10 protein-coding genes are annotated in these 12,675 nt (G+C 40.6%); 9 read left to right on the top strand and 1 reads right to left on the bottom strand.

Annotation, left to right across the window (positions count from 1 at the left end):
• The first annotated feature begins 4 nt into the window (after window positions 1–4).
• Both ACUN24_RS13585 and ACUN24_RS13590 read left to right on the top strand, forming a co-directional pair.
• A complete protein-coding gene (locus tag ACUN24_RS13585) occupies window positions 5–3,547 on the top strand; it encodes a DUF6443 domain-containing protein (RefSeq protein WP_445562966.1) in 3,543 nt (1,180 codons plus the stop codon).
• Window positions 3,548–3,551: 4 nt separating this feature from the next.
• A complete protein-coding gene (locus tag ACUN24_RS13590) occupies window positions 3,552–4,106 on the top strand; it encodes a hypothetical protein (protein ID WP_445562967.1) in 555 nt (184 codons plus the stop codon).
• A 195-nt stretch (window positions 4,107–4,301) separates the two neighbouring features.
• On the opposite strand, the gene ACUN24_RS13595 is transcribed toward ACUN24_RS13590, so the two are convergent.
• Entirely contained in the window at window positions 4,302–4,940 is a 639-nt protein-coding gene (locus ACUN24_RS13595) for a hypothetical protein (RefSeq protein WP_445562968.1), read from the bottom strand.
• A gap of 483 nt (window positions 4,941–5,423) precedes the next feature.
• On the opposite strand from ACUN24_RS13595, the gene ACUN24_RS13600 reads away from it, so the two are divergent.
• The 7 genes from ACUN24_RS13600 to ACUN24_RS13630 all read left to right on the top strand — a co-directional run bounded on the left by ACUN24_RS13600 (window position 5,424) and on the right by ACUN24_RS13630 (window position 12,496).
• Window positions 5,424–6,200: a hypothetical protein gene (locus ACUN24_RS13600; RefSeq protein ID WP_445562969.1), complete on the top strand. Its 777-nt coding sequence runs from the start codon at window positions 5,424–5,426 to the stop codon at window positions 6,198–6,200.
• A gap of 253 nt (window positions 6,201–6,453) precedes the next feature.
• Window positions 6,454–6,870, top strand: coding sequence for a type IV pilin protein (locus tag ACUN24_RS13605; RefSeq protein ID WP_132402736.1), 417 nt, complete (start codon window positions 6,454–6,456; stop codon window positions 6,868–6,870).
• Complete coding sequence (locus tag ACUN24_RS13610; protein WP_445562970.1) at window positions 6,870–7,397, top strand: hypothetical protein; 528 nt, start codon at window positions 6,870–6,872, stop codon at window positions 7,395–7,397. Before ACUN24_RS13605 ends, ACUN24_RS13610 begins: the two co-directional genes overlap by 1 nt.
• Window positions 7,387–8,811 carry a GspE/PulE family protein gene (locus tag ACUN24_RS13615; RefSeq protein WP_445562971.1) on the top strand — a complete coding sequence of 475 codons (1,425 nt, stop codon included), beginning with the start codon at window positions 7,387–7,389 and terminating at the stop codon, window positions 8,809–8,811. The genes ACUN24_RS13610 and ACUN24_RS13615 overlap by 11 nt, the downstream gene beginning before the upstream one ends.
• Complete coding sequence (locus ACUN24_RS13620; protein WP_445562972.1) at window positions 8,812–10,758, top strand: type II secretion system protein GspD; 1,947 nt, start codon at window positions 8,812–8,814, stop codon at window positions 10,756–10,758.
• 3 nt (window positions 10,759–10,761) lie between these two features.
• Entirely contained in the window at window positions 10,762–11,949 is a 1,188-nt protein-coding gene (locus ACUN24_RS13625) for a hypothetical protein (RefSeq protein ID WP_445562973.1), read from the top strand.
• A gap of 1 nt (window position 11,950) precedes the next feature.
• Entirely contained in the window at window positions 11,951–12,496 is a 546-nt protein-coding gene (locus ACUN24_RS13630) for a hypothetical protein (RefSeq protein WP_445562974.1), read from the top strand.
• The last annotated feature ends 179 nt before the right edge of the window (window positions 12,497–12,675 follow it).

Raw genomic sequence — 12,675 nt, forward strand, 5'->3', positions numbered from 1 at the left:
CTCTATGAAACAACATCTAAAGTATTTTTATGCTGCAGCATTTTTGCTGTTCTGCAGCCGCTCTTCTGCCCAAAAGGTAGTCTCGGTTTATAACGGCGAAAGCGAGATCAGTGCGCCATTGAGCGTAACACTGACCGATGGTTTCCATACCACTGGTCCTGTGCGCATTTTTACCACGGGCTTAAGCTACGTAAACTGCGTACCTTTTGTATCGGCGGCGAGCAGTAGCCAGAACTACATCAGTACAAGGGTATTCAAACAGCCCGGCATGGACCCGAACAATCTTTCGGGCCGCAGCATATGTGAGGTAAATGAAACGATCCAGTATTTTGATGGGCTCGGGAGGCCTTTGCAGACGGTACAGTTGCAGGGCAGCCCTTCCTTTAAGGATATCGTGCAGCCGGTTGCTTATGATGCCTTTGGCCGCGAACAATTTAAATACCAGCCTTATGTGGCGCAGACAGGAACCACGGGTAACTACCGTTCAGGTGCCCTTGCCGACCAGCTGGCATTTTACAACAGCCCTACGGCAGGGGTAAAAGCTACCGCCTATCCCTTTGCCGAAACGGTTTTCGAGGCCTCTCCGCTAAACCGTGTACTGCAGCAGGGCGCACCGGGTGAATCCTGGCAGATCAGTGGAGGGCATACCCTAAAAACCGATTATGGAACCAATATACAGAACGAAGTAAAACTGTGGACGATCAACAATAGCGAAAACGGAGCGTCGTCAGGGGTTTACCTGCCGGGCAAACTGTACAAGACGATCAGTAAGGATGAGAACTGGAAACTTACAGACATTAAAGCTGGTACTACCGAAGAATTCAAAGACTTTGAGGGACGTGTAGTATTGAAGCGTATCTGGGAAACCGATGGTAAAAGTTTATCCACTTACTATGTGTACGACGATCTGGGTAACCTGCGTTATGTATTGCCCCCGGCAGTGAATGGAAACGGGCAGGCTGCACTAAGCAGTTTCGACGAAACTCTAGCTGTTTTCGACCAGTTTATCTATGGCTACCGTTATGATGGCCGCAAAAGACTGGTGGAGAAAAAGATCCCTGGCAAGGGCTGGGAGTTTATGGTATATAATAAGCTCGACCAGGTGGTGCTGAGCCAGGATGCGAACCAACGCAACAAAACTCCGCAGGAATGGCTGTACAGTAAATACGATGCCTTCGGCAGGGTAGTGGCTACCGGTTTATACCCACAGGCGGGTACTTCGGCCGACAATGCTACAATTCCCCTGCGGACATCAAAAAATGCCCTCCAGACAACATTGGATAACCAGGCCCAGCTAATCGCCGATGGTGATGTTTCCATCTCGTTATGGGAAAGCCGTCCTGGCGCGGATTATGACGGGAAGTCCTTTCCTCAGACTGGCGGTAATGTGCTGACGGTAAACTATTACGATAATTATGATTTTACAGGCAATAGCTTTGGTCCACCTACAGGCAGCCAGGCACCTGCAACACGTACCAAAAGCCTGCTTACCGGTACAAAGGTGAAGAACCTGGGGAACGGAACGATGCTGCTTACGGTAAACTATTACGACCTTGAAGGACGTGTGGTGCAGCGCAAGAGCGATCACCACCTGAACGGTACCGATGTAGTAGACAATACCTATAACTTTAGCGGTGAGCTTACCGCGAGTACGCGTACACATACGGCAGGTAGTTCAACTACAACGATAGCCAACCGTTTCGAATACGACCACATGGGCCGTAAAATTGCCAGTTTTGAGAACATCAACAACCAGGGCGAGGTGGCATTGAACCACCCGGAATATAACGAGATCGGGCAACTGGCCAAAAAGAACCTGCATAACGATACCCAGGCTACCACCTTTGCCTATAACGAGCGTGGCTGGATGAAGAACAGCATATCCGATCAGTTCAGCATGAAGCTTGATTATGAAGACGGTGCTGCACAGGGTTATAATGGCAACATCACCAAACAGTACTGGGACTGGGGCAATACAGCTAATCCAACGGCAAACATCTTCAACTATGGTTATGATAAACTGAACCGATTGGGATCGGCTGCTACCACAGCAGGTGTTTCGATGAGCGAAGCATTAACCTATGATATAATGGGCAATATTGCGAGCCTCAGCCGTGATGGTGCGGTAGCCAAAGTATATAACTATTACAATTCGGGGAACAGCAACAGGTTGCAGGGCGTAAGTGGGCTAACTACACAAAACTATGAATACGATGCCAATGGCAATGCTATAAAAGATGGATTGAGCGGGATCAGTTTGACCTATAACTACCTTAACCTCCCGGCAACCGCGGTGCGTACCACAGGTGCAGCTGTTAACCTGTCATACACTTATGATGCTACAGGTAAAAAACTGGCCAGGAACAGCAGTGGTACGGTAAGGAATTATGTTAACGGGATAGAATACAAGCCAGATGGTACCACTATTGATATCATCCATACCGAAGAAGGCATTGCTAGGAATAGTGGCGGTACATACAGTTATGAATATAACCTTAGCGACCATCTGGGCAATGTAAGGGCTACTTTTAAGCTAAGTCCTTTGCCACCATATGGACTGGAAGTAATTCAACGTGATGATTACTATGCCTTTGGGTTAAGGAAAACAGGATCTCCAAATTCGAATACAAATAAGTATCTTTACAATGGCAAGGAGTTGCAGGAAGAGTTAGGTCAGTACGATTACGGCGCAAGGTTTTATGATCCGGTTATAGCTAGGTGGAATAGGATAGATAATAAAGCAGAAGCTTATGAAGCTGTAAGTCCATATGTTTATGCAGTTAATGATCCCATAAATGCAATTGATCCTGATGGAAATCTTGTGATTTTTGTAAATGGATTTATACCACTGCATTGGTATAAGCAAGATAATGACAGATATTTCTTAGGGGGTATACCTAATTGGAATTATACTCCATACCCCCCCTCAAGAGATTTAACACAGGGATATCCTTATTTAACATATAAAAACAAAAATAGACCTTATGATTATTGGGGTAATGTAGATAACGCATTTATGCAAGGATATAAGGATAATAATTCCATGTATATAAATGCGTCATCAGATAATACTTCTGATGCAAAAGATCGTTTCACTGAAGGTATTGCCTCTGCAAATAATCTAATTTCTCAACTTGAGAATGGAGACATATCTCTTTCAAAAGGAGAAACAATCAAAATAGTTGGGCATAGTCAGGGGGGGGCTTTTGCAGCAGGTATGGCGTCAGTTTTTTCTAAAAATAAAAAATATGCTTCAATACTCCAAGAAGTGGTATATCTGGAACCCCATCAACCTGCTGATTTTAATCATCCGTCAAACATTAATGGAACTCAGATATCTTCATCAGAAGATAGAGTAGCTTCTGTATGGAATTTTTTATCTCCTTTAAAGGGAAAAACAAGTTTTTCACGTATCCAAGGTGTAAGACAATTTATATCAAATGGTACTCATGATGATGATAGCTTAAAAGGGCATTCAGTTGGAACAAACTTGGATGAGATAATTTCATACTTTAGAGGGAAGGGTGTAACTGTTAACGTAAGATAATAAAATGAAAAAGATTAAATTTATCAGGAACTTTGTTATCGTCTATATCGTGATCTCATTTGGCTGTACCGGTGTTGTTGTCAACAAAATGGCATGTAATGACATAAATCAAATAAGTATTCAGAAAGAAAAAATGTATGAAAGGATATTAAAGTCAGCTTCGGCGGTATTGATCAATTTAAAGAACAAAGACGGTAAGATACCCTATGCGGACAGTTCATTCATTTCTTCATCTAAAATTGATAGTGTGATATTTTTTAATGAAAAAAAGAACAAATGTTTATTACTTCTTTTGCAACAAACAGTAGCCAATTTGAAAACTGATCAGGTACGAATAATACAAGGAACTTTGAAGAATGGCTCATGGCATTTTTCTTATGATCGTATGCCAGAAGTTCCTGAAATTATTTTTTCTGTTGACAAACAAATTCAAGGCAACATCAATATTAATAACTCTTTTCATTTTCTATCCATTTCAGGACAAAAATTTGTCCTAACTGCAGGCACTACTTTTGATAAAGATTGTAAAATTGACATGAAATATTGGTTTGGTGATTAAGGGCATAAATTAAGCTGTATAACCCTTCTAACTGGTCTTAACATCTTGCTAAGACCAAAATTTAACAAAAAAAGCAAAGCACCGCAGTTGAAATGCTGCGCTTTGCTTTTTCTAATAATTCTTAATTCTTATTAAAGGTATTGCAAAGGTTAGCCCTTACCATCTGCAAGGGCTTAAATTTAGTTTACCCGTTTATCACTCAAAAATCCCTTTCCCATCAACACTATAACTGTAAATCACCATGTATTCGATTCCATTTTTTTCAAAATGCCCGATAGGAATATCACCTTTTTCGAAATAGGCCCTTTTGCTTTCGTTGGGAATGCCACAAAGAATAATATTGGGTTCTATATGATGATAAACAACATCATTTCTGCTGCTTGCAATAGCCATTAATGCTGATAAACTTTTGCTCGATCCTTTTTGGCTATACTTTGGATGGTGCGGGTGTTGATTGGCTGATACCCATAAGCCAGGCACCATCGGTTTATAAAATTTGCCCAAAGGGATATCGAACCTGCGGGGCAAAAAACAAGAGGTTATTGTTCCATTGGCGGTAATGGTTCCGGTTTCTATAAAGAAATGGGTAATTTGAATCCAATGCCGGGTGAGCTGATACACGTATTCTCTAATAGCGTTTTGCCCGTCCTCTAAAAACTCTGCCCATCCAGTGTAGCGTGGCATGGTCATCATGATTTCAGAAACAGTGCCATCAATATGATGTAAGGTGGCCTTAACCGCGCAAATGGCAGGTAATACATTCGTGTAATTGGCTTCAGCTGCAACCTGAACAGGGAGCTGTGTGTTTGGATTTTTACTTTTGGTACTTCGCATGACCTAAAAAATTAAATATCCCGGCCGCTGCGAAGTACCAAATAACTCTTTTCAGAGACATAGGAAATGAGGGGCTACCTCTCGACCGGGAATATCGTTAAAAATAATTTACTGAATTTTGTGTCTCCTGATTTAAATGAAAAATATATTATTTGTACTTCGCATAGGCAATTTAGAAATAAAATTTCAAATCACAAATAAATCTTGATTATTAAATTAAGGCATCTTAATTAATAGCATAAATCAGAGTGATTTAGATATTGTGCCGGAGACAACCTTCTTACCCTTAATTCGATATTTCAGTAGTCTTGAGCACTTAGATTGAGGTAGGGAGACTACGGATTAATTAATTGGTGTGCAAATTTTGCCTTCGCCCCACATAAATACTGGAATCTTTTCATGTAGACAGCAATAATTTTAATTTTGCTGCTTTTATGATCAAAGTAATTATATTTGAAAATCTATTTATTTAACGCTCATTTTATGAACACAAATCCAATAAAATTAAAGCTTCTTTTTTTACTGATTTTAGCAGTGTCTACCAAATCTGTTACGGCACAAAATATTTTTCCGGAAAATGGAAATGCAGGTATCGGTACAACTACCCCGCAATACCGCTTGCAAATACTCGGAAATCATGACGCAACTCAGTTTAACATGCGTTTTAACCACCATGAGCCTGCGCAACGTGCAGATCTAACCTTATGGGCAAGTGAGCCCCAATTGACCTGGACAGGTGTCGGAATTGGCAATAATGTAATCAATACTGTGGGTATCACTCGTATTATAGATACTAAAGGCGGTTCATACATCAGGTTATTGGATTCAGAAATTAAATTAAATGTTGTTCAGCAAAATGGGGTAGATATTTCAGCTTTATCCGTAAATGCTGAAGGTAATATAGGGATTGGCACCTCTACACCAAAGGAGAAACTTTCCGTAAATGGCAAAATCCGTGCACAGGAGGTGAAAGTAGAAACAGCTAACTGGCCCGATTATGTTTTTGAAGAAAATTACGAATTAACTTCTCTTCCCTCGCTTGAAAAGTTTATCAAGGCAAATAAACATCTTCCAGAAGTACCTTCTGCTTTAGAGATTCAAAAAAGTGGTTTGGATTTAGGAAAAACCCAAACGCTGTTTTTAAAAAAGCTGGAAGAACTTACGCTGATCCTCATCGAAAAAGACAAGCAACTGCAAAAACAACAGCAAGAGTTAGATGAAGTAAAGCAACAACTTAAGGAACTGGTAAATAAGAAATAGGATAAGTTTTGATCATTTATCCTTGCTTGTTCGATTCTTTTTTAACCGAATGTGAGTGTTTAATTCAGTCCTGAATTGATGCTGATTTTATATTCAGTTGGAAATATCCATTTATGTTCGTCACTGCAAAATTTAAGAATATCACCCGAAAAACATTGTTCGTCAAAAATATTGGGAAATTTATTAATTTCTTTGCATTTTACGGACTGATTACATTTTAATCAAAAATGTACCAAACAAATTAACGTGTGCAATGAAAATTAATACTTCAAAAAAGCTTAACGCTTACACCCTTACCGAGATTCTGATTGTTCTGGCCATTATTGGCATATTGATCCTTTTAGCGCTACCTAACCTGATGCCTTTAATTACGAAAGCAAAAACAACAGAGGCAAAAATGCAGTTGGAACACGTAGCCAAATTGGAGCAAAGTTATTTTTATGAGCATTCTAAATATTCAACAGATCCGCTCGAAATAGGATTTATCCAGGAAAAATTAACATCTGATGCAAAAGATGGTAAAGCAAATTACAAAATAGAAATTACAGCAGCCACTAACAATACTTTTACAGCGAAAGCCACAGCCGTTGCCGATTTTGATGGCGATGGAACCTACAATGTATGGCAGATTGACCAGGATAAAAACTTAAAAGAGATAGTTGCCGACTAATGTTTTTTTTGCAGGGGGGGATTCTTATCGTGTTAGCAGGGATGGTTTATCAGGATTTAAAATATAGGGGGATTTACTGGTGGATGTTTCCGGTACTTTTGCTGCTTTTGGCCATTGGTACAATACAGGTACTTGGTTTTTCTGTGATGATGGCACAAGTAGCTAAAAGTTTGATTTTTTTGGGATTGCAGTTTCTGGTTTTAACAGCCTACATTTCAGTCAGGCAAAAAAAGCTGACCAATATATTCGAAGGCTTTTTTGGCCTGGGCGATCTTTTGTTCCTTGTGGCGATATCTTTCGGTTTTTCATTCTTAAACTATGTGTTATTTTATCTCTTGAGCCTGATGTTGGTCGTGATTTTCTCGGCAATATTTGGTGTAGATTCTAAATTACATGGAAAAAAAATCCCTTTGGCGGGTTATCAGGCATTCTTGTTAATACTTCTTACAGCGGGTAGTTGGTATACACCTGTAATCAATTTACTTTCAGATGAAAATTTAATCAATCTAATTATTTATGGAAGTTAAACCAGAAATTCTTGGATTGATCTCGAAAGAGTTTGCCATGGAATACAGGGTATTCCCAAAAGAACGGGGAGCTAATGGCGACCTGGTTCTCTGCTGGGATGGTATTGGCGATCAACACCAACTTACTGATGAATTACAGGTAATGCTCGGCTGCGGCATCTCATTGTTGCCATTAGAACAGCAGGAAATCAGCAGGTTGCTTTCCAAATATTACCTTGGCGACGTATCTAGAGGGAGTGAAGAAAAAGAAGTTTCGGTAATTACAGCCGGAGATGATTTTTTAAATGTACTGATAGAAGAAGCCAGGCGATTAAAAAGTAGTGATATCCACATCGAAACTTTCGAAAAAAGATCGAGAGTAAGGGTAAGGATAGATGGAATGATGATTGAACGTTACCAGATCGAAAAAAAAGACTATCCGGCTTTGATCAATAAGATTAAGATCATGGCCAACCTGGACATTGCCGAAAAACGCTTGCCACAAGACGGCCGGATCCAGTTCAGTTCTGCCCGTTTTACTTCTTTTGACATCAGGGTATCGGTTTTGCCAACCCTATATGGAGAAAAGATTGTACTCAGGTTATTAAACAACAGCAGTACCGATATCGATCTCAGTACATTGGGCTTATCAGAAGAAGATATGCGCAATTATATGGAGGGCGTGCAAAGACCTAACGGGATCATTTTAATCAGTGGGCCAACCGGATCGGGAAAAACCACAACACTTTATGCTACCTTAAAGCTTCTGAATAAAAGTACAAGGAATATCCTTACCATAGAAGATCCGATAGAATATACATTGGAAGGTGTAAACCAGGTGCAGTTGAGGGAAAACATCGGATTAGGTTTTGCTGCCACTTTGCGTACCTTTTTAAGGCAGGATCCGGATGTGATCATGGTAGGGGAGATTCGCGACCCTGAAACGGCAAATATGGCCATCAGGGCAGCGCTTACCGGTCACCTGGTATTATCAACCATCCACACTAATTCTGCCTGGGGAACCGTGTCGCGTTTGATGGATATGGGCATTCCCGGCTTTTTAGTAGCTAACACGTTAAATACCACGGTTGCCCAACGTTTGGTTAGGTTACTTTGCCCTAAATGCAAGAAAGAAGAAACCGTTACCGAAGGACTTTATCCGAGACAGTTTAAACCATCCAAAAAAGTTAATGCACATTTTATTGCCGCAGGATGTTCGCACTGTTACTATACCGGTTACAGTGGGCGTAAAGCTGTTTACGAAGTAATTCCTATAGATGCCGATCTCTCGCAGGAAATCAGAAAAGGCAATATGGCTATTGAAACTATGCTTGAAGAAAAGGGGATCAGTACGCTCTCCAAAAATGCCTTTGCTTTATTTGCCGATGGATTAACCTCCATGGAAGAAATTTACCCATTATTACTCTCTATCTAAATGAAGAATAAAAATATATTGAAAGTGCTGATCACGATGGCCATTTTGGTCTTTAACCTGTTTGTTTTAACAGTGTCGGCTCAGTCTACCACCAGTCAGGATCGTTTAAAAGCTATTGAAGAACGCTTGCGGAACTTAGCGGTAACCGTACCTGGATTAAATCAGCCGGTTCAACTGTCTATGTCAGGCGCTTCTGCACAGGAATTTTTAAGGGCTTTGGCACAATCCAACAACCTGAATATTAATATCGATCCACAACTGAACTTTAAGGTTTATACCAATTTCCGTAACGAAACCGCCATGAACGTAATTTTGTTCATCGCTAAGGAATACGATCTGGATATTAACCTCATCGGTTCGATTATGTCGGTTACCAAAGTACAGGCACCAAAACCTGCAGTGTTGCCAAAAGATTTCCGCATAAATTACAATGCCTCAAACGAATACCTGGGTTTCGAACTCAATAACGATACGCTGAGCCAGGTAGCCAAAAAAATCAGTCAGCTTTCACAAAAAAATGTGGTGGTTCCCGTAGCATTAATGGGCAAAAAAGTAAGTGGTTTTATCGCAGCAGCACCTTTTGAGGTGGCTTTAGAAAAACTTGCCTATGCAAATGAGCTTAAAATGAACAAAACCAATGATGGGGTATTCATTTTTCAATCGTTAGGTGAAGGGGAAGAACTTTATGTAAATGGCGATAATGCAACTGCTGTAAAACGTGGGAACAGGAGTGCTGCGCAAAGCGGTCCATCAAGCTTTAGCTTAAACGGGAAAAAAGATAACCAGGGCAACCGTACCGTAAGTGTTGATGCTTTGAATACGCCTATATTAGACCTGATTAAATCAGCCTCGAGCGAGGTTGGTGCCAATTATTTTATTTATTCAGACATTAAAGGTACGGTAAGTACAAGATTAAGCGGCATCGGCTATGATACATTTCTTACGGCATTACTTCAGGGAACTGAATATACCTATAAAAAGGATGGTGGCGTTTACCTGATCGGCGACCGTAAGCTGGAAGGCCTGCGGGCAAATCGGATTGTGCAGTTGCAACACCGCTCGCTGGATACGATCCAGATGATGATTCCGAATGAGTGGAAGAGGGGAGTAGAGATTAAAGAATTCCGCGAACAGAATACCTTGTTGCTTTCCGGATCTTCCCCTCAGGTAAATGAAATCGAGAATTACATTAAACAGATTGATCGGGTAGTGCCTATGGTGCTGATCGAGGTAACATTGGTGGATGTTAGAAAAGGTAAATCTGTTAAAACTGGTATTTCTGCCGGGGTTTCGGATAGCGCCCAGACTGGAGGTAAGATATTGCCAGGCATCGACTATACTTTTGGGGCAAATTCCATCAACAATTTTCTTTCCAGGCTAGGTAGAAATGGTGCTGTAAACCTGGGAAGGGTAACACCAAATTTTTATGTGAAGCTGAGTGCACTCGAAGAGAATAACAATGTAGATATCCGCTCGGTTCCGAAACTTTCTACCCTTAATGGCCACTCTGCCAATTTAAGTATCGGAAGTTCAAGGTATTACAGCCAGAGAACACAAAATGTAATTCCTTCACTTAATGCGCAAACGGTGGTAACAGAGCAGTTTACGGAGGTGAATGCCAACCTGGAAATTGATATCAGGCCGGTGGTTTCAGGCGATGACCAGGTTACGCTTAACATCAAGGTAAACATATCTGATTTTATAGGCAACCCGCCGCTAAATGCACCACCGCCTAAATCTACCAGTAAGTTCAGTTCCATCATCAGGGCTAAAAACGAAGATATGATTGTACTGGGCGGCTTAGAGCGTACCGAGAGCAGTGAGAATGGTTCAGGTGTACCCATCTTATCCAGAATTCCTTTATTGAAGTGGCTCTTCAGCAGCCGTGAAAAATCAAATAACAAAGTGGTGACCCTGGTATTTATTAAACCCACAATTTTGTATTAAGCCATGTTCGAAACTTTTGAACATATATTAGGGATAGAGCTGACGCTATTGCAGAATGAAACGTATCGTTGCAGCTATGCGGTAGTTACCCGGAAAGGCGATAATATAGATGCGGCTGATCACCACACTGTAGAAGGCAATCTGGTTAAGGTACTGGAGCGTATTCCACGAAAATATCCCGTGGCCCTATCAATTGGTGGAAAAGGCATTATACACAAACAGCTTAAAGGTCTCGGAACAGAGAAAAAAGACTTGTTTAGGGCAGCTTTTTCATCAGTTGAAAGAAAAGATTTTTATGCACAGGAAACGCTACTTGGCGACCAGGCCTGGGTAAGTATTGTCAGGCAAACATGGATTGATGATATCGTTGGGAAACTGCAATCATCCGGATTAAATATTTATATGCTGAGCCTTGGTGCATTACCTGTTATTTCGATTTGGGAATTACTGAGCGGAACCGGCGAAGGGTTTTCGGCCAATGGACATCAATTTGAGGCCTCTGCAGAAGGGGAAATAGTGGGATACTGTTACCAGGAAGGAACAGAAGATAAAGGGAACCTGAAATTGGGTAATACCAAACTTAAATCTACGCTTTTGGTGCCTTATGCATTGGCTTTTCAGCTTTTTCTGCATGACAAACTTTCTTTAATTAAAATAGAGAATGAGCAGATTGATCACCGTTTTAAAGATTTTCTTGAATTTTCAAAACTTAAAAAAACAGCTGGGATTTTTGTATTTGCTTTATTAGGATTGTTAGTGGTCAGTTTTTTTGCACTTACGCATTACAATGCAGAAAATGCAAAACTAAACCAGCAGGTAGGGGCAATTACCGCTACGGCAGATCAAAGCGACCTGTTGAAAAAGGAAATTGCCAATCAAAAAATATTATTGGAAAAACTCGGTTGGAATGGTGGTTATAGTCATGCCTTTTTGCTCAACGAGATCGGTAGCAGCAAACCACGGGCCCTTACGTTAAACGAAATACAATTCGACCGCTTAAAAGAATCTGCAGAAAATAAGGATGCGCTCGCTTCGATAAAAATTACTGGCGAAACCTCCAATTTATCGGCTGTGAACAACTGGATATTTTTGCTGAAAGAAAAAAAGTGGGCTAAAGAAGTAAGGTTGTTACGCTACCAGCAGGATACCGAATCTGAAAGTTTTGCTTTTAACCTATTGATCCAATATTAAGATGATAGAGAAACTTAGCCAGAAAAATAAAAAAGCCATTATGATCTTCTTAATGATCGTGGTGGTTTATCTTGCCTATGTTTTTTCATTCGAAAAGGCAATTTCGGCATTTGCACTTAACAGGCAGTTAAAGCAAACTGAGCGCCCCGGCGAAGAGCCCGATGTGGCTTTTCCTCAGCTCGAAAAAAAACATGCCTTTTACCAGGCTGTATTAAAAGGTTATAAGGTGCGCCGCGAAGACCGCGAAAACCGTTTGTGGCAATCAATATCGGCGATGGCCATCGCTAAAAATGTTGACATCAACTTCAGTCCGAATTTAGGCAATGTAGAAAAAGATACCAGCGAAACCGCTAAAGGAATCGTAGCGCAAAAATTCATTTTTAAAGGCAGCTACTTTAATATGGTCAAATTGCTTGATACTTTAGAAAAAGCACAAGGTATAGGCCGTATTGCTGATGCCAAGCTGCTAAAAAAGAAAGCAAACAGCAGCGAAGAAAAATCTGATAAACTCACACTAGAACTGCAGATTGTAGGGAAGCAAAATTGATTTTCAGATGTAAATTTTCATCCTTATTTGGTAGTTTTAATAAATGGCATAAAACTCATCACTCCTAAACGCACGCTCGTCACTCGATATTGCACGTTCGTCAAAAAGATTCTGTTTTTAGTTCTTTTATCATTAGCTTTAATCAACATGTTGAAATTTTAGTGAAATGAAATAATCTT

The organism is Pedobacter sp. WC2501, assembly GCF_052682415.1.

Excerpts from the sequence above, each read along its gene's own strand:
- ACUN24_RS13590 (WP_445562967.1), top strand. The coding sequence starts at position 3,552 with ATGAAAAAGATTAAATTTATCAGGAACTTTGTTATCGTCTATATCGTG.
- ACUN24_RS13585 (WP_445562966.1), top strand. The coding sequence starts at position 5 with ATGAAACAACATCTAAAGTATTTTTATGCTGCAGCATTTTTGCTGTTC.
- ACUN24_RS13620 (WP_445562972.1), top strand. The coding sequence starts at position 8,812 with ATGAAGAATAAAAATATATTGAAAGTGCTGATCACGATGGCCATTTTG.
- ACUN24_RS13610 (WP_445562970.1), top strand. The coding sequence starts at position 6,870 with ATGTTTTTTTTGCAGGGGGGGATTCTTATCGTGTTAGCAGGGATGGTT.
- ACUN24_RS13625 (WP_445562973.1), top strand. The coding sequence starts at position 10,762 with ATGTTCGAAACTTTTGAACATATATTAGGGATAGAGCTGACGCTATTG.
- ACUN24_RS13595 (WP_445562968.1), bottom strand. The coding sequence starts at position 4,940 with ATGCGAAGTACCAAAAGTAAAAATCCAAACACACAGCTCCCTGTTCAG.
- ACUN24_RS13600 (WP_445562969.1), top strand. The coding sequence starts at position 5,424 with ATGAACACAAATCCAATAAAATTAAAGCTTCTTTTTTTACTGATTTTA.
- ACUN24_RS13630 (WP_445562974.1), top strand. The coding sequence starts at position 11,951 with ATGATAGAGAAACTTAGCCAGAAAAATAAAAAAGCCATTATGATCTTC.
- ACUN24_RS13605 (WP_132402736.1), top strand. The coding sequence starts at position 6,454 with ATGAAAATTAATACTTCAAAAAAGCTTAACGCTTACACCCTTACCGAG.
- ACUN24_RS13615 (WP_445562971.1), top strand. The coding sequence starts at position 7,387 with ATGGAAGTTAAACCAGAAATTCTTGGATTGATCTCGAAAGAGTTTGCC.